Annotated in this window: 17 protein-coding genes; 8 read left to right on the forward strand and 9 right to left on the reverse strand. The window is 62.7% G+C overall.

The window, feature by feature from the left end; translation table 11 throughout:
- Positions 1-238 precede the first annotated feature (238 nt).
- Positions 239-1498, reverse strand: coding sequence for a ubiquinone biosynthesis hydroxylase (locus tag NKJ89_RS26230; protein WP_352606836.1), 1260 nt, complete (start codon positions 1496-1498; stop codon positions 239-241).
- Positions 1499-1597: 99 nt separating this feature from the next.
- On the opposite strand from NKJ89_RS26230, the gene tesB reads away from it, so the two are divergent.
- From tesB to NKJ89_RS26260, 6 genes are all read left to right on the forward strand, one after another.
- Entirely contained in the window at positions 1598-2473 is an 876-nt protein-coding gene (tesB, locus tag NKJ89_RS26235) for an acyl-CoA thioesterase II (RefSeq protein WP_352606838.1), read from the forward strand.
- A gap of 217 nt (positions 2474-2690) precedes the next feature.
- Positions 2691-3029, forward strand: coding sequence for a P-II family nitrogen regulator (locus NKJ89_RS26240; RefSeq protein ID WP_023760944.1), 339 nt, complete (start codon positions 2691-2693; stop codon positions 3027-3029).
- A gap of 31 nt (positions 3030-3060) precedes the next feature.
- A complete protein-coding gene (locus tag NKJ89_RS26245) occupies positions 3061-4413 on the forward strand; it encodes an ammonium transporter (protein WP_352606840.1) in 1353 nt (450 codons plus the stop codon).
- 498 nt (positions 4414-4911) lie between these two features.
- Entirely contained in the window at positions 4912-7566 is a 2655-nt protein-coding gene (locus NKJ89_RS26250) for a DNA translocase FtsK (protein ID WP_352606842.1), read from the forward strand.
- Between the two features lie 154 nt (positions 7567-7720).
- The gene (locus NKJ89_RS26255; RefSeq protein WP_502904155.1) at positions 7721-8419 is read left to right on the forward strand and encodes an outer-membrane lipoprotein carrier protein LolA; all 699 of its coding nucleotides are present in this window, start codon (positions 7721-7723) and stop codon (positions 8417-8419) included.
- 167 nt (positions 8420-8586) lie between these two features.
- Positions 8587-9393: an exodeoxyribonuclease III gene (locus NKJ89_RS26260; protein WP_352606844.1), complete on the forward strand. Its 807-nt coding sequence runs from the start codon at positions 8587-8589 to the stop codon at positions 9391-9393.
- Positions 9394-9442: 49 nt separating this feature from the next.
- On the opposite strand, the gene NKJ89_RS26265 is transcribed toward NKJ89_RS26260, so the two are convergent.
- The 3 genes from NKJ89_RS26265 to NKJ89_RS26275 form a co-directional block, all read right to left on the reverse strand.
- Positions 9443-10534, reverse strand: a complete 1092-nt coding sequence (locus NKJ89_RS26265; RefSeq protein WP_352606846.1) for a glycosyltransferase family 9 protein — start codon at positions 10532-10534, stop codon at positions 9443-9445.
- Between the two features lie 146 nt (positions 10535-10680).
- Positions 10681-11136 (reverse strand): cyclic nucleotide-binding domain-containing protein, encoded by a 456-nt coding sequence (locus tag NKJ89_RS26270; RefSeq protein ID WP_352606848.1) that lies wholly within the window; start codon positions 11134-11136, stop codon positions 10681-10683.
- 121 nt (positions 11137-11257) lie between these two features.
- Entirely contained in the window at positions 11258-11941 is a 684-nt protein-coding gene (locus NKJ89_RS26275) for a response regulator transcription factor (RefSeq protein ID WP_023760937.1), read from the reverse strand.
- Between the two features lie 144 nt (positions 11942-12085).
- Here NKJ89_RS26275 and NKJ89_RS26280 point away from each other — a divergent pair, with 144 nt between their 5' ends.
- Positions 12086-12622, forward strand: coding sequence for a L,D-transpeptidase family protein (locus tag NKJ89_RS26280; RefSeq protein ID WP_352606938.1), 537 nt, complete (start codon positions 12086-12088; stop codon positions 12620-12622).
- 45 nt (positions 12623-12667) lie between these two features.
- Here the strand turns inward: NKJ89_RS26280 and NKJ89_RS26285 are convergent, their stop codons facing one another.
- A complete protein-coding gene (locus tag NKJ89_RS26285; protein ID WP_023760935.1) occupies positions 12668-12928 on the reverse strand; it encodes a hypothetical protein in 261 nt (86 codons plus the stop codon).
- Positions 12929-13058: 130 nt separating this feature from the next.
- On the opposite strand from NKJ89_RS26285, the gene gcvA reads away from it, so the two are divergent.
- Positions 13059-13979, forward strand: coding sequence for a transcriptional regulator GcvA (gene gcvA / locus NKJ89_RS26290; protein ID WP_352606850.1), 921 nt, complete (start codon positions 13059-13061; stop codon positions 13977-13979).
- A gap of 15 nt (positions 13980-13994) precedes the next feature.
- Here the strand turns inward: gcvA and NKJ89_RS26295 are convergent, their stop codons facing one another.
- Genes NKJ89_RS26295 through NKJ89_RS26310 form a run of 4 tightly spaced genes read right to left on the reverse strand, consistent with a single transcriptional unit; the run spans position 13995 to position 15879 of the window.
- Positions 13995-14411 (reverse strand): DUF1761 domain-containing protein, encoded by a 417-nt coding sequence (locus NKJ89_RS26295; protein ID WP_352606852.1) that lies wholly within the window; start codon positions 14409-14411, stop codon positions 13995-13997.
- A 51-nt stretch (positions 14412-14462) separates the two neighbouring features.
- Positions 14463-15062 carry a class I SAM-dependent methyltransferase gene (locus tag NKJ89_RS26300; RefSeq protein ID WP_352606940.1) on the reverse strand — a complete coding sequence of 200 codons (600 nt, stop codon included), beginning with the start codon at positions 15060-15062 and terminating at the stop codon, positions 14463-14465.
- Between the two features lie 53 nt (positions 15063-15115).
- A complete protein-coding gene (locus NKJ89_RS26305) occupies positions 15116-15541 on the reverse strand; it encodes an EVE domain-containing protein (protein WP_352606854.1) in 426 nt (141 codons plus the stop codon).
- A gap of 41 nt (positions 15542-15582) precedes the next feature.
- On the reverse strand, positions 15583-15879 hold the full coding sequence (locus NKJ89_RS26310) for a YciI-like protein (protein WP_352606856.1): 297 nt from the start codon (positions 15877-15879) through the stop codon (positions 15583-15585).
- Positions 15880-15890 lie beyond the last annotated feature (11 nt).

The raw sequence follows: 15890 nt of genomic DNA on the forward strand, positions 1-15890 counted from the left end.
CTATGGTTGAGGTGGGAAGGAGACCGAGAGGATCCTGGTCGTCCTTTCGAGGACAGGCCGTGGCATGGCTCGATCCCTTCCCACCTCAACCATAGCATGGCAACAACACACAGGATCCCAGGGTCTTCGCGACGGAGCTTCGCCCCTGCTTCGCCCTGGGATGACGACGTTGGGGAGGCTTTGCCAATCTCCATGGTTTGCGAGCGCTACTAGTATAGAGCTAGAGCTGTGACCCCGATCAGATCGCTTCGCCCTTCAACAATCGAGGCGTGGTAGCAGACAGCCCCGATGCCTGGCGGATGAAGAACTCCTTCAGGCGCGGCATGCGTTCGACCAAGCCGAGACCGATGTCGCGGACGGTGCGCAGCGGGCCGATGTCGTTGGAAAACAGCCGGTTCAGCACATCCGTCGTGATGCCCATCTGGACCGTGTCGAAGCGGCGCCATTGCTGGTAGCGTTCGAGCACGTCGAGCGCGCCAATATCCTGGCCGATCCGGTCGGCCTCGACGATCACCTCGGCAAGTGCGGCGACATCCTTGAAGCCGAGATTGAGGCCCTGCCCGGCGATCGGATGGATGCCGTGGGCGGCGTCGCCGGCGAGCGCGATGCGCGGAGCGACGAAGGCGCGGGCGATGGTGAGGCCGAGCGGCCAGGCACGCGGCTTGTCGGCAACACGGATTTCGCCAAGCTTCAGACCAAAGCGCTGTTCGAGTTCATGCTCGAAGACGAGGTCGTCGCCGGCCACCAGCTTCTCGGCATCCTGCGTACGCTCGACCCAAACGATCGACGAGCGATTGGTGCCGTCCTCGCTGGGCTTGAGCGGCAATGTCGCGAAAGGGCCGGCCGGCAGGAAATGTTCTTCGGCGCGGCCATTGTGCGGGCGTTCATGCGCGACCGTGCAGACGATCCCGGACTGGCCATATTCCCACTTCACCGTCTTGATGCCGGCCATGTCGCGCAGCGTGGAGTTGACGCCGTCGGCGGCGACCAGCAGCCGCGCCTTCAGTGTCGCACCGTCGGCGAGATGCACGGTGATGCCACCGCCGTTGGTCTCGAAACCCTGCACCGCCACGCCTTCGATGATGTCGATGCCGAGTTTCTCGGCGCGGGCCCGCAAGGCGCCGTTCAGCACTTTGTTGGCGACCATATGCGCAAATGGCTCGCCCGGCGCCACTTCGCCGTCGAAGGTCAGGAAGACCGGACGCACCGGATCGGAGGTGCGCGAATCGGTGATGATCATCTCGGTGATCGCCTGGGCCTGCGGCGCTATCTCTGCCCACACGCCGAGCTGGTCGAGCATGCGGCCGGCGGCGGCGGCAATGGCCGAAGCGCGGCCATCCCTTTGCCAGACACCGGCCGGCGCGGCATCGACGAGAGCGACAGCAAGGCCCGGACGTGCCTGCTTCAGCGATACGGCGCTGGCCAGGCCGACATAACCGGCGCCGGCGACCAGAACATCGAGTCCAGACTTGGTTTTCGTGTCCACCTTGCGTTGCATCAACTTCGCTCCTTGCGCGCCAGCCGCGTCTTGCGCCCTTGACTGCCTGTCCGTCCTGTCGGAAACCGCCATAACACTTCTGCGGCGAGGGCACGAAATATGACGGCAGCCATGGACGAGCTTCTCGGCATTCTCGACCTCGAGAAACTGGAACACAATCTGTATCGTGGTCACAGTCCCTTGCTCGACTGGCAGCGCGTCTTCGGCGGCCAGACCATCGCCCAGGCACTGGTCGCGGCGCAGCGAACCGTCGACCCTGATCGTCACGTGCATTCGCTGCATGGCTATTTCATGCGGCCCGGCGACACCAAGGTGCCGATCGTGTACGAGGTCGACCGCATCCGCGACGGCGGCTCCTTCACCACGCGGCGCGTGGTGGCGATCCAGCACGGCCAGGCGATCTTTTCGCTGGAGGCCTCGTTCCAGCAGGATGAGGTCGGTCTCGAACACCAGGTGCCGATGCCGCGGGACGTTGCCGGACCCGACACGTTGCTGTCGCAGCGCGAGTTGCTGGGCAAGTTCGGCGAGGCGGTGCCCGAAGGCATCAAACGCTATTGGGAGCGCGACCGGCCGATCGAGATGAAGCCGGTGATGCTGAAGCATTACACGAGCCGCGAAAAGCTGGAGCCGAAGCAGAATATCTGGATCCGCACCACCGGTCCGGTTCCGGCGGATCGCGCCATCCAGGCGGCGGTGCTCGCCTATCTCTCCGACATGACGCTGCTCGACACCTCGACCTTTGCGCACGGCCGCGCCATTTTCGACCGCGATATCCAGGCGGCGAGCCTCGACCATGCCATGTGGTTCCACCGCAGCCATGCGCTCGACGATTGGATGCTCTACACGCAGGACAGCCCGTCGACCCAGGGCTCGCGCGGCTTCACGCGCGGGTCGCTGTTTGCCCGCGACGGCACGTTGATTGCCTCGGTTGCGCAAGAAGGGCTGATCCGGCTCAAGCGACCGCCTACAGAGTAGGCATTTTTCGAAAATTGCATAGTTTTTAAGCAGATGCTTTGCCGTTGTTGCGGGCACCTCACGGCTTTGGCCGCCTTCATTCCTTTGTTTACAACGGGTTAACACCCTGCTTCGGCACTTGGCACGGAGCTTGAATCCACGTGGGCACTCTCCGGCTCTTTAGGATCGGTGAAGTCGTGCAAACGCGGGGGACCGCAACAGCAAAGGGTGCAACCTTATGAAAATCGTGATGGCAATCATCAAGCCGTTCAAGCTCGACGAGGTCCGCGAAGCGCTTACCGCCGTCGGCATCCAGGGCCTGACCGTCACCGAAGTCAAAGGCTACGGGCGTCAGAAAGGGCACACGGAAATCTATCGCGGGGCGGAATACGCGGTCAGCTTCCTGCCGAAGATCAAGATCGAAGTCGCGGTCAGTGCCGACATGGTCGACAAGGCCGTCGAAGCCATCACCTCAGCCGCCAAGACCGGCCAGATCGGCGACGGCAAGATCTTCGTTTTCGGCATCGATCAGGCGGTGCGCATCCGCACCGGCGAAACAGACACCGACGCGCTCTGAGCGGCGATCACGTATTCCAATGGAGAGTTCAATGAATATTCCTTCTACCTTAAAGACGACGGGACGAGCCGCCCTTTTGGGTTCGCTCGCTCTTGCGGCGTTGGGCACGGTCGCCGCCTTCGCGCAGCAAGCGGCTCCTGCCGCGACAGCGGCTGCACCGGCTACCCCGGCCCCGGTGCTCGACACCGGCAATACCGCCTGGATGCTGACCTCGACGGCGCTCGTGCTGATGATGACCATCCCGGGTCTGGCGCTGTTTTACGGCGGCATGGTGCGCAAGAAGAACGTGCTCGCCACCATCATGCAGAGCTTTGCCATCACCTGCCTGGTGACGGTGCTGTGGTTCATGTTCGGCTATTCGCTGGCCTTTTCCGACGGCGGCGGCATGAACAGCTATCTCGGCGGCACCTCGAAATTCTTCCATCACGGCATCACCACTGCCTCGCTGTGGCTGCCGGGCGTCGCGAATATTCCTGAATTCGTGTTCTCGATGTTCCAGATGACCTTCGCCATCATCACTCCGGCGCTGATTGCCGGCGCCTTCGCCGAACGCTTCAAGTTCTCGGCGCTGCTGATCTTCATGGCGCTGTGGCTGCTGGTCATCTACGTGCCGATCGCGCATTGGGTCTGGGGTGGCGGCTTCCTCGGCACGGCCGGCGTGCTCGACTTTGCCGGCGGCACGGTCGTCCACATCAACGCCGGTGTCGCGGGTCTCGTCTGCGCGCTGGTTCTCGGCAAGCGTGAAGGCTACGGAGCCACCAACATGGCGCCGCACAACCTGGTCTATTCGGTGATCGGCGCTTCGCTGTTGTGGGTCGGCTGGTTCGGCTTCAACGCCGGTTCGGAACTGGCCGCCGACGGCCTCGCCGGCGCTGCCATGCTCAACACCCAGGTTGCGACCGCAGCCGCGGCACTCGCCTGGATGTTCGCCGAATGGATCGTCGCCAAGAAGCCTTCGGTGCTCGGCATTATCTCCGGCGCCGTCGCCGGCCTGGTCGCGGTGACGCCTGCCTCCGGCTTCGTCAACCCGACGGGCGCCTTCATCGTCGGCATCGTTGCGGGCGTCGTCTGCTACCTCTCGGCGGTCAAGGTCAAGCACATGTTCGGCTATGACGACTCGCTCGATGCCTTCGGCGTGCATGGCGTCGGCGGTGTCATCGGCGCTCTGCTCACCGGTGTGCTCGCCGATCCGGCGATCAACAGCCTCAGTGCAGGCGCTTCGCTCGGCAAGCAGATCTACGGCGTCGCCGTCACCATCGTGTGGACGGGGATTGCAACCTTCGTGATCCTCTACATCGTCAAGGCGCTGGTCGGCCTGCGTCCGACGACCCAGGAAGAGGTCGAAGGCCTCGACATTTCCCAGCATGGCGAAGTGGTGCCGTAAGGCCAGCTCCGCCTCACGGGGCCGGTGGAACCTCCTCCCGCCGGCCCCCCAAACCATCCCGTCGTGACACTCTCGAAAGGAGTTCACGCATTGAGGCCCGGATCATTTCCGGGCCTCTTTTTTGGCAGGATGCGGCGATGAGCAAGCCGCACGCCGAATTCTGCGCAAACCTGCAGGCGCTCGGTGGCGCCAACTGACCTGCCGGGCCCCAGCCCGATCTTTTGTTGCCAAAAAAGGACAAATGGCGGGCACGCAGGCCCGCTATTGTCTCGTTCCGCGGCAGGTCTATCTGCCAGCTCCGTCGTCCATCATGGTGTTTGCCAGCGCCTCAAAGGCACTGCTGCATGTATTCCAAGCGGCTCAACCGGTGGTAACGAGGTTTGATCACCTCAACCCCTTATAGTTAATGCGCCTTTAACCTTCCCACCGATAGTCTGAGACCCGAATCTGCCGGAGTGCGCCACGCACCTGGCGAGTCCATGACAGACGGGGAAGAGCATGCGTTCAGGGGCTTCAGCACCGCTCGCGCTGGCCGATACGGGGCACGGCATCCAAGCCTTCGCGCGGCGTCAGGTCGGGCGGCTGGTCGGCGCTGGGCTGTTCGCGCTCACCGCCTTCGGGGTCGCCAGCCTTGCCACCTGGAACGTCGCCGATCCGAGCTTCTCCCACGCGACGAACAACACCGTCACCAACGCCATGGGCTATGCGGGTGCCGTGTTCTCCGATCTGGCTATGCAGTTCTTCGGCCTCGCCGCCGTCGCAGCGCTGGTTCCGACGGTGATCTGGGGGTTCCTGCTGTTTTCCGCGCGCGGCATCGACAGGCTGCCCAAGCGCGGGCTGTCCTGGTTCGGCTTCGCGCTGTTGGCCGCGGCAATGGCCGGTTGTGTGGTACCGCCCAAGACCTGGCCGCTCCCTACCGGCCTCGGCGGCGTGTTTGGCGACATGGTGCTGAAGATCCCAAGCGTCGTCATCGGCGGCTATCCGACCGGGCTTATCGCCAGCATCATCGCCATCCTGCTGGCCGCACCCGCGCTGTGGCTCTTTGCCCATGGGTCGGCGCTGATCGGACGCAAGAACGGCTTTGCGGTCATGGAGGACGAGCCCGCTACAGATCCGCGCGAGGACGACCTTTTGTTCGACAATGATGAGGACGAAGGCGACGAGGGTATCCTGGCGCTCGGGGCAATTACTCATTGGTGGCTCTCGTTCCGCGCGTGGATGCACCGCCGCGCCGCGCGCCAAAGGCAGGAGCGTGACGAGTACGAGCCGGAAATGGAACAGCGCTCCGCCGCCTGGCGGCGCGCCGCCGAACGGGTCGAATCGGCTGAGTTCGCTGAAACGCGGATGAGCCAGGATGGCCGCGCCCGCGTCGAGCCCGAATTCTTCGCCGCCATGGTCAATGACCGCAGCGTCTCGCTCGACCCCGACGATGCCGATATTTTCGAAGCCGACGACGATCTGGATTTCGAGCCGGAACAGGAGCCCATCAGGCGCGGCACCGCCAAGGTCCAGCCGTTCCGCTCCGATGCCGCCACCCGCGTCGAGGCACCGGCACCGCGTCCGGCTCCCGGCGCCCGTGTCCAGCGCGAGGCGCAGACATCGCTGATCGGCTCGGAAAAATTCGAAATGCCATCGCTGCACTTCCTGTCGGAACCGAAGAACGTGGTGCGCGACGCTAGCCTTTCCAAGGACGCGCTGGAGCAGAATGCGCGCCTGCTCGAAGGCGTGCTGGAGGATTTCGGCGTCAAGGGCGAGATCATCGCCGTCCGTCCCGGTCCAGTGGTCACCCTCTATGAACTCGAACCGGCGCCTGGCATCAAATCGTCGCGGGTTATCGGCCTGTCCGACGACATCGCCCGCTCGATGAGCGCCATCGCCTGCCGCGTCGCCGTGGTGCCCGGCCGCAACGCCATCGGCATCGAACTGCCGAACGCCAAGCGCGAGACCGTCTATCTCAGGGAGATTCTGGCCAGCCGTGATTTCGAGACGACGAAAGCCAAGCTGGCGCTGGCGCTGGGCAAGACCATCAATGGCGAAGCGGTCATCGTCGACATCGCCAAGATGCCGCACGTGCTGGTCGCCGGCACCACCGGCTCGGGCAAATCGGTCGCCATCAACACCATGATCCTGTCGCTGCTCTACCGGCTGACGCCGCAGGATTGCCGGCTGATCATGATCGATCCGAAGATGCTGGAACTGTCGGTCTATGACGGCATCCCGCACCTGCTCACGCCGGTTGTCACCGATCCGAAGAAGGCTGTGGTGGCGCTGAAATGGACCGTGCGCGAGATGGAGGACCGCTACCGCAAGATGTCCAAGGTCGGCGTGCGCAATATCGACGGTTTCAATGCCCGCGTCAGCCAGGCGGACAAGAAGGGCGAAAAGATTTCGCGCACCGTGCAGACCGGCTTCGACCGCCAGACCGGCGAGGCGATCTACGAGACCGAGAATCTCGATCTCGAACCGATGCCCTATATCGTCGTCATCATCGACGAGATGGCCGACCTTATGATGGTTGCCGGCAAGGACATCGAAGGTGCCGTGCAGCGCCTGGCGCAGATGGCGCGCGCCGCTGGCATCCATGTCATCATGGCCACGCAGCGGCCGTCGGTCGACGTCATCACCGGCACCATCAAGGCCAATTTCCCGACCCGCATCTCCTTCCAGGTCACGTCGAAGATCGACAGCCGCACCATCCTGGGCGAACAAGGCGCCGAGCAGCTGCTCGGCATGGGCGACATGCTCTACATGGCCGGCGGCGGCCGTATCCAGCGCGTGCACGGCCCGTTCGTCGCCGACGAAGAGGTCGAGAAGATCGTCGCGCATCTGAAGCTGCAGGGCGTGCCGGAATATCTCGATGCCATTACCGAGGACGACGGCGAGGACGACGACGAGCCGTCCGGCAAGGGCGGTTCAGGCGGTGGTGGCGGCAACGGCAATTTCGAGGATTCCGACGATCCTTACGATCAGGCGGTTTCCGTTGTGCTGCGCGACGGCAAGGCCTCGACCAGCTATATCCAGCGCCGGCTGGGCATCGGCTACAACCGCGCCGCCTCGATCATCGAGAAGATGGAGAAGGAGGGCATCGTCGGCCCGGCCAACCATGCCGGCAAGCGCGAGATCCTGGTGCCGACCGAAGACGACAAGTTCTGACGAGAAGGCCTGATTCTGACGAGAAGGCCTGACGCTTGTGACAGCCGGTCCGGCAACCTGGAACGTTTCAAGGCGTTGAACCGACTGAGGGACGCTTGACCCGCCAAATTTCAGCCTAACTGGCGGTCCAAGCACAGAACAACTCAGGAATCAGATGAGAGTGACCGACATGAGAAATGATCCTTCAGCGCCCGGCAAAGTTGCTCCCTCACGGCGTCAGTTGCTGGGCCTCGGCCTGGCGATTGCAGGGGCGGCAGCCTTCAACGCGGTGCCCGGCTTCCAGGTGCTGGCCTCGGCGCAGGCGGCCGTGCCGGCCGCGGCACAGAAGATCGCCGATCATTTTTCCTCGGTCAAATCGATGAGCGGCGAATTCGTGCAGTTCGGCCCCAAGGGCGAGCAGACAGGCGGCAAGTTCTTCCTCGAACGGCCCGGCAAGATCCGCTTCAACTATGATGGCTCTTCAAACTTCCGGGTGATTTCAGACGGCAAGTCGGTGGTCATCCTGAACAAGAAGCTCAACACGTCAGATCTCTATCCGCTGTCGAAGACGCCTTTGAAGCTGCTGCTCGACGACAGGATCGACCTCTCCGGCGACCGGGTCAAAAGCGTCAAGCAGGAGGATGACCTTACTACCATCCAGCTCGCCGACAAATCGGTGTTCGGCAATTCGAAGATCACCATGATGTTCGATCCGAAAACCTTCGATTTGCGCCAGTGGACGATCACCGACGCGCAGGGCAAGGATACGACGGTGATGATCTTCAACACCAAGGAAGGCGTCAGCTTCGCGCCTGACACTTTTGCCATCGACTACACGGCGAACCGCGAGCTCAACACCAACAGGCCGCGCTAAGCCTGTCGTTATAGCTGTGGAAAGCACCGGGCCGCGCCTCGTCGGGCGTTGCCCGGCTTGTCTTTGCCGCCCGCGGCTGGCAATTTCCCGGGCTGACTCCGTCAAAAGGCGTCTTCCCCGCCGGGACCCTTCGGTTCTGGCCGGTTGCACGCTGTCCTGGATTGCCAATGCCCTTCTCCATCGCCACCTGGAACATCAACTCCGTTCGGCTGCGCATGCCGATCGTCGAACGCCTGCTCGTCGAGCATGCGCCTGACGTGCTCTGCCTGCAGGAAACCAAGGTTCCGGACGAGCTGTTTCCCGAAAAAGCCTTCCGCAAGCTCGGCTACGAGCACATCGCCTTCCATGGCCAGAAGGGATATCACGGCGTCGCGACGGTGGCGCGGCGGCCGATCGAGGTGGTCGAGAAGCGGCGTTTCTGCGAAATCGAGGACAGCCGGCACCTCTCGGTGACGGTGCGAGCCGGCGGAAAGGCGATCCTGCTGCACAATTTCTACGTTCCGGCCGGTGGCGACGAACCGGATCCCGTCATCAACAGGAAGTTCAAGCACAAACTCGATTTCGTCGCCGAGATGAATGCCATCCGGGCAGAACATGACGAGGTGTCCGGCTCTGTACTGGTCGGCGACCTCAACATAGCGCCGCTCGAACACGACGTCTGGTCGCACAAGCAACTGCTCAACGTCGTCAGCCACACGCCGGTCGAGACGGAAAATTTCGAGGCGATGCGCCTCGCCGGCAACTGGACCGACCTGATGCGGCTCAACGTGCCGCATGAGCAGAAGCTCTACACCTGGTGGAGCTACCGAGCGCAGGATTGGGAAGCGTCTAACCGCGGCCGGCGGCTCGACCATGTCTGGTCGTCGCCAAATCTGGTGCCCAGCTTTTCCGGCTACGAGATCCTGCGCCTGGCGCGCGGCTGGGAGCGCCCATCGGACCATGTGCCTGTCATCGCGCGGTTCGATCTGGATTAGGTGTGTCGATACTCAGGTGAGGCAGGCCTGACGCTGCCGCCAAACAAATTCAAACGGCGCGCTTCAAGTCCTTGTCTTTGCGCGTGTCGTTGTCCCGAAATTGCGGCGCTGATACGCCTGCCGCGTGATCCAGCAGGTAGGGATGGTCGCGGTGGCGCGTCGCCAGCATCCGCTGGGCCGCCTCGATGATTTTCGGCGCCGGGACATTGGCGACCAGGCCGGATGGACTCGCATGCCGGGACTCGACCACGTCCACGCAGTTGGAAAGCGGCCGCCAACGGGCCATGTTGGCGCCGCCACTAACGATGACCATCGGCGTCATCACCGTCGCCATGAGGTGTGCCGTGCCGCCTTCGGCGCCGATGTAGAGATCGGCAAACTCTCCGAGCGCCAGCAGAACATCGCTGACATCGACACCCTCGACCGTGCCGGAATCGACAAGTTGCAGCTTCGGCACGCGTTGGGCCAGTTCTGTCACATCAGGGCCGTCCCCCGGGGTTTTCACATAGAGAAGATTTGCCCCGTCGGCGATCAAGCTGTCGGAGATAGCGACAACCTGATCCGCCGTCATGCGTTTGCCGCCGTCGCCATGCGCCGCGACAACGATCAAGGGAGCATGCTTACCCTCCGCCAGGCCCCTAGCCGCCGCCCGCGCGGCCGGGGTGGGCTCCAGCCGATGGTCGAAAGGCAACCGTTTCCCCGCAAGTCGCTCGATGAGGCGGTGGTAACGCCATGCATTGTGCTCGGGTCGTGCTTCCGACCTTTGGCCAGGGCGCCAGGAAAGAGCGAAACCCGGAAAGTTCGCTTCATAGGCGATCCCGCGGCCGAGCAGCGACGCCGAGGCCTGGAGCAGCCAACGCGCCGAGATGCGAAAATCGACAACGGCCAATCGCCCCTTGCCCTTGCGGTGGCTGGCGACCAGATGCGCCAGAGGCGTCCGTACATTGATCGCATCGACCAAGTGGCCGGCATGGCGATCGAGGACATGTTCAAGGGACGACGAGCCGGTGGTTCCGTAGACGATAAAACTGTCGGGGAACGCGGTTCTGGCGGCGCGCAAAGCCGGAATCCGGATCAATCCGTCGCCGAACGCGTCGTTGCGGGCATACAGGATGATCGTCTCATACCGAGCTGGCAGCATGCCTCGCTCCCCCAGGAGCCTGGTGGTGGCGGTGCCTGTTAGGCGGCCCGCCTTCGAGGGGTTCTGTAGGATTTCACCTGTTGCCTGTCAACGGAACCCTCAGGTCCGGGCGGCGGTACGGTCAACCCGTATATCTCGCCTCCAACTCACCCGGTGAAGCGTGGCGCCAGCTCTTCGATGCGGCGGATCATCGCCTGGAAATCCTCCAGGATTCGCTGGTGCAACTGCACCGCCACTTCGGGATATTCCTCCAGGATGCGGCGGAACATCTTGCGGCTGAGCCGCATCACTTCGGAATCGATTTCGGCCGATGCGCTGGTCAGCCGATTGGTGTCGGCGATCAAGGCCAGTTCGCTCAGGATCGTGCCGGGGCCGGCGGTGCCGATCGGGATGCGTTCGCCATCCTGCTCCCGATAGAGCACGATACGCCCACTGACCACGATATAGGCGCAATCGGCCTCGTCGTCCTCGCGGTAAAGCTTGTGGTTCGCAAGCAGCCTGGTGTTCTCGGCGCCAAAGGCGAGCAGGCGCAATTGTTCCTGCGTGAAGCCCTCGAAGAGCCTCACGGCGGACAGGATGCGGATGTCGTCATCCAGCGCCATCTAGCTGTGTCCCCGAACGGTCAGTCCAATCCCTCCTTCACGAGTCGATCCTGAATCCCCCTCCGACAGGATCGCACCCGACAGCAGTCCCGCCCAGACCGCTCATTGGATAATGAAATGTTTAAGGAACCAGCTTGTAGCCACCGCTTTCTGTCACAAGAATTTCCGCATTGGAAGGATCGCGCTCGATCTTCTGGCGTAGCCGGTAGACATGAGTTTCCAGCGTGTGCGTGGTGACGCCGGAATTGTAGCCCCACACTTCCTCGAGCAGCACGTCGCGCGTCACCACCTTCTGGTCGGCGCGATAGAGATATTTGATGATCGAGGCCTCCTTTTCCGTCAGCCGTACCTTGCCGCCGCGCGGATCGATCAGCAGTTTCTGGCTGGGCTTGAAGGTGTAAGGCCCAACCGAGAAAGTGGCGTCCTCGCTCTGCTCATGCTGGCGCAATTGCGCGCGAATGCGCGCGAGCAGCACAGCGAAACGGAACGGCTTCGTCACATAGTCGTTGGCGCCGGCTTCGAGGCCAAGGATCGTGTCCGAATCGGTGTCGTGGCCGGTGAGCATGATGATGGGCGCCTTGTAGCCGCCCTTGCGCAGGATCTTTACCGCTTCGCGGCCATCCATGTCGGGCAGCCCGACATCCATGATGAGCAGATCGATGAGGCCGCCGCGCGCAGTCGCGACACCTTTTGCCGCAGTCGATTCCTGCAGCACGTCGAATTCCTCGTAAAGGGACAATTGCTCGACCAGGGTGCCGCGCAGGTCGTCATCGTCATCGACGATTAGAATGGTGCGTGAAGTCATGGATCAATCCGTTGTTTTGAAAAGAAAATTCAGTTGACCGCTGCCTGTTTATGCGGAAGCTGACCGGCACAACAGCCGATCACAGTGATTTGTTCCGTGGCACGATCATACAAGAAAAAACACGATCGCAATGCAGCCGGCGCAATTTTGCGAAAAGGGCTGCGCGTGCTGACCGTGCGGGCCAGGCCCGGCCATCCAAGCCAGGGCCTGCTGCAGGCTGGCAAAACGGTGTTTGCGTGCGCGCTGGGGGGCGGCGGTATCTCGGCCGACAAGCGCGAAGGCGACGGCGCCACGCCGCTGGCCTCGATGCGGATCCTGTCGGGATATTTCCGGGGAGATCAGTTCTCCAACGGCCGCAAGACCCGTCTGACGATGACGCCGATCGGGCCTGATCTGGGCTGGTGCGAAGTGCCTGACGACCGCAATTACAACAGGCCGGTCAAGATCCCCTATGGTGCCAGCCACGAACGCATGCGGCGCGACGACCGGCTCTACGATGCCTGCCTGGTGCTCGACTGGAACGTGGCGCCACGCCGGCGCGGCCGCGGCAGCGCTATCTTCTTCCACCTGGCGCGCCCCGGCTTCACGCCGACGCAAGGCTGCGTGGCGGTGACGGCGCGAACCATGGCGCGGCTTTTGCCGCTGCTGTCGGATCGGACGGTGGTGAGGGTGGTGAGGTAGGGAGTAGGGAGTAGGGAGTAGGGAGTGGATGCGCGTCGGCGCGCTTTAGCCCCCTATTCCTTTACTGCCTGTCTCCTTATTCCTTTGCCAGCCGATGTCGAGAAGGCCGAGGCGGCCCATTTCGCGGTCCATGGCGCGTGCAACGTCCTTGCGCCTGGCGCCGACGTCGCGCAGCTGCCGATCCGACAGGTCTTCGACGTTCTGGTGCGGGAGATTGATCGCGACCCGGGCATGGCGCAGCCAGTCAAGGGCCTCCGTCAGCCAGGCCGGACGGCGTGTCGATGAATTCAAAGCGATGATGGACATGGGGTGATCCGTTCTCTCCGGACATCAAGTCCGGCTTGATAATGCTTCGATGGCTGGATCATGGCATATTGAAATTACTGTGAGAAACGAGTAGTTTTCTCTGGATCATCAAGTTTTCTTTGAGGATAAGATGACCCGCCTGCTGCCCGGAACTCGCGCCTTGAGGACGCTGGAAGCAGCGGCCCGGCACCTTAATTTCACCCGCGCCGCCGATGAGCTGGGACTGACGCCAGCCGCCGTCAGCCACCAGATCAAGGAAATCGAGGATCAGCTCGGACTGGTGCTCTTTACACGCACCAGCCGCACCATTCGGCTGACCGAGGCGGGCGCTGTGCTGTTCGACGCCTCCACCGATGCGCTCGACCTGCTTGGCCGGGCCGTTTCGCGGGCGCATAAGCTGACGCGCGGTACGGCCCTTTTGAAGGTGACGCTCGACGCACAGTTCGCGTCAAAATGGCTGATGCGTCGCGTCGACCATTTTCGCAAGCATCAGCCCCATATCGAGCTGAGATTCGACATCGCCTATGAACTGCGGGATTTCGAACTTGATGACATCGATGTCGGCATCCGCTTTGGTGCCGGCAAATACCCGGGACTTCGCGCCCACCGGCTGTTCGACAACATCCTCATTCCGGTGTGCAGCCCGAGCCTGTTGACCTCCGGTCCGCCGCTGCGCGAGCCGCGCGATCTTTTCAACCACACGCTTGCCCATATCGAGTGGTCGCGACAAGGCGTGACATGGCCGAACTGGCGGATGTGGATGGCGGCCGCCGGTGTCAACGATTTCGACGACAGCCGAACTGTCGTGTTCAAAAACTCTACAGATGCCGTCCAGGCGGCGCTCGACGGCAATGCCGTCGCGCTCGCCGACTTCGCCATGGTGGCGAACGACCTTTCCCAGGGAAGGCTGGTGCAACCTTTTGAACTCGGCCTGCGGGTAGCGCCCGAGTTCGCGTATTTCCTGGTCTATCCCGAGAGTACCGCTGACGATCCGCGTATCGTCGCCTTTCGCGATTGGATTCTCGAGGAAGTCGCCAAGACGCGGACCTGAGATTGCGGCAGGCTGTCAAGCTGCCGCGGCGCCGAACCAGCCGATCACGGCGCCGATGATCAGCAACACGCCGAGCCAATGGCCGCCGTCGATGAGGGTCAGATCCCAGCCGAAATTCTCGTAGCGATGGTTGACCGAGAGCGTTGTGGCGACAAAGCCCAGCCAAAGCACGAAGCCGAAGATCAGCCCGGCGAGCAATGTCGGCTCGCCGCCCGTTATCGCGCCGACGACAAGCGCCAATATGTACGCCATGACCAGTTCGGCGATGAAGCTGATCACGAAGGGCAGAGGCGATTTTTTCATCGTGGTCGGATCAAGTTTGGCGGCTTTCAGCCATGGCTTGCTCAGGCCCATGTACCAGGCGGCGCCGAACAGCCATGCCACGATTGCGGCGGCGATCACCGCCAGCCAGTTCACGGCTGAAAAATCCATGAGTCCCCCCTCCAGATGCGGATATGATGGAACGCCTGTTCGGCGATGGCGTCAAGCAAAGCGCCAGACCGTCGTGCGCTTGACCAGCGTATCCTCCAGAGCCCGTGTGACGGCCACTTCATAGACCGCAAGGGGTTCCAGCCCGGACTTCGGCATATACGACCGGCCGGGGTCGCCGACAAGAATCTCCGCGCCGCGCGCCACTAGGGTTGAGAACCACGGCATCAGCCGGTCGGCGAATGATCTGTCGTAGAAAACGTCGCCGGCCAGGATCATGTCCCATCCCGCATCGGTGCCGATGCAATCCGTGCCGAGGAATTCGATTATGACGTCGTTGGCCTCGGCATTGAGACAAATCGCGGTCGCGCAGAACGGATCGATGTCAGTTGCGATCACCTTGGCAGCGCCGGCCTTGGCGGCGGCGATGGCGACAAGGCCGGAGCCGGAGGCGAAGTCGAGGACGCGCTTGCCCCGCACGGTGCCGGGATTGTCCAGGATATAGCGGGCAAGGCCTTGGCCGCCGGCCCAGGCAAAGGCCCAGAAGGGCGGCGGCAGGCCGATCTCGACCAACTCGTCCTCAGTCCGCTGCCACAATTCATGTGCTTCATCAGCAAGATGAAGCAGGATTTCCGGCGCGTGCGGCGGCGCCATCAGCGCCGTGTTGTCGAGAATGAATTGTTTGGCGCTGTTCGGCGTCAGCGCCGTCACGGAGCCGGTGTCAAGCCGCCCATGCGGCAGACTTCCTTCCATTCGGCCGGCGTCACCGGCTGCACGGAAAGCCGCCCGAGCCGCACCAGAGCCATGTCGGCAAGCTTTGGATTGGCCTTGACCTCGTCCAGCGTCGGCGGGTTCGGCACATCCCTGACGGCGCGGATATCGACGCACTCCCAGCGCGGGTCGTCGGTCGTGGTGTCGGGATGGGCCAGCGCGCAGACCTCGGCGATGCCGACCACGTTCAGCCCCTCGTTGGAATGATAGAAGAAGCCGAGATCGCCGATCTGCATCGCCTTCATGTTGTTGCGTGCGGCGTAGTTGCGCACGCCGTCCCATTGCGTGCCGGCCTTGCCCTTGGCCTTCAACGCCTCGAAGGAGAAGACCGAGGGTTCGGATTTGAACAGCCAGTAGTTCATTTCTTTTGCTCCTCCTCGCGGGTCACCGCCTACGACCGGAATTAACTAGCCGCCGGCTTGTTGAACGTCCAGTTCCATGGGCGGATTTCGACGCTCTCGAACAGCCCGGCCTTGGCGTAGGGGTCGGCGGCCGACAGGGCCTGTGCACCCGCCACGTCGGGTGCCTCGACGACGACGAGGCTGCCGTTGGGCTTGCCTTCGGGGTCAAGGAACGGACCGGCGAAAGCCAGTTTCTTGTCGCCGTTCAGTTCTTCGAGGAAGGCGATGTGCTCGGGCCGGGTGTCAAGGCGCACTTGCAGGCTTCCCGGCTTGTCCTTGCAAATCACAGCAAACAGCATGGTCTCTCTCC

The sequence above is a fragment of the Mesorhizobium sp. M0047 genome, assembly GCF_040323315.1.
Taxonomy (GTDB): domain Bacteria; phylum Pseudomonadota; class Alphaproteobacteria; order Rhizobiales; family Rhizobiaceae; genus Mesorhizobium.

Excerpts from the sequence above, each read along its gene's own strand:
- NKJ89_RS26230 (WP_352606836.1), bottom strand. The coding sequence starts at position 1,498 with ATGCAACGCAAGGTGGACACGAAAACCAAGTCTGGACTCGATGTTCTG.
- tesB (WP_352606838.1), top strand. The coding sequence starts at position 1,598 with ATGACGGCAGCCATGGACGAGCTTCTCGGCATTCTCGACCTCGAGAAA.
- NKJ89_RS26240 (WP_023760944.1), top strand. The coding sequence starts at position 2,691 with ATGAAAATCGTGATGGCAATCATCAAGCCGTTCAAGCTCGACGAGGTC.
- NKJ89_RS26245 (WP_352606840.1), top strand. The coding sequence starts at position 3,061 with ATGAATATTCCTTCTACCTTAAAGACGACGGGACGAGCCGCCCTTTTG.
- NKJ89_RS26250 (WP_352606842.1), top strand. The coding sequence starts at position 4,912 with ATGCGTTCAGGGGCTTCAGCACCGCTCGCGCTGGCCGATACGGGGCAC.
- NKJ89_RS26255 (WP_502904155.1), top strand. The coding sequence starts at position 7,721 with ATGAGAGTGACCGACATGAGAAATGATCCTTCAGCGCCCGGCAAAGTT.
- NKJ89_RS26260 (WP_352606844.1), top strand. The coding sequence starts at position 8,587 with ATGCCCTTCTCCATCGCCACCTGGAACATCAACTCCGTTCGGCTGCGC.
- NKJ89_RS26265 (WP_352606846.1), bottom strand. The coding sequence starts at position 10,534 with ATGCTGCCAGCTCGGTATGAGACGATCATCCTGTATGCCCGCAACGAC.
- NKJ89_RS26270 (WP_352606848.1), bottom strand. The coding sequence starts at position 11,136 with ATGGCGCTGGATGACGACATCCGCATCCTGTCCGCCGTGAGGCTCTTC.
- NKJ89_RS26275 (WP_023760937.1), bottom strand. The coding sequence starts at position 11,941 with ATGACTTCACGCACCATTCTAATCGTCGATGACGATGACGACCTGCGC.
- NKJ89_RS26285 (WP_023760935.1), bottom strand. The coding sequence starts at position 12,928 with ATGTCCATCATCGCTTTGAATTCATCGACACGCCGTCCGGCCTGGCTG.
- gcvA (WP_352606850.1), top strand. The coding sequence starts at position 13,059 with ATGACCCGCCTGCTGCCCGGAACTCGCGCCTTGAGGACGCTGGAAGCA.
- NKJ89_RS26295 (WP_352606852.1), bottom strand. The coding sequence starts at position 14,411 with ATGGATTTTTCAGCCGTGAACTGGCTGGCGGTGATCGCCGCCGCAATC.
- NKJ89_RS26300 (WP_352606940.1), bottom strand. The coding sequence starts at position 15,062 with ATGGCGCCGCCGCACGCGCCGGAAATCCTGCTTCATCTTGCTGATGAA.
- NKJ89_RS26305 (WP_352606854.1), bottom strand. The coding sequence starts at position 15,541 with ATGAACTACTGGCTGTTCAAATCCGAACCCTCGGTCTTCTCCTTCGAG.
- NKJ89_RS26310 (WP_352606856.1), bottom strand. The coding sequence starts at position 15,879 with ATGCTGTTTGCTGTGATTTGCAAGGACAAGCCGGGAAGCCTGCAAGTG.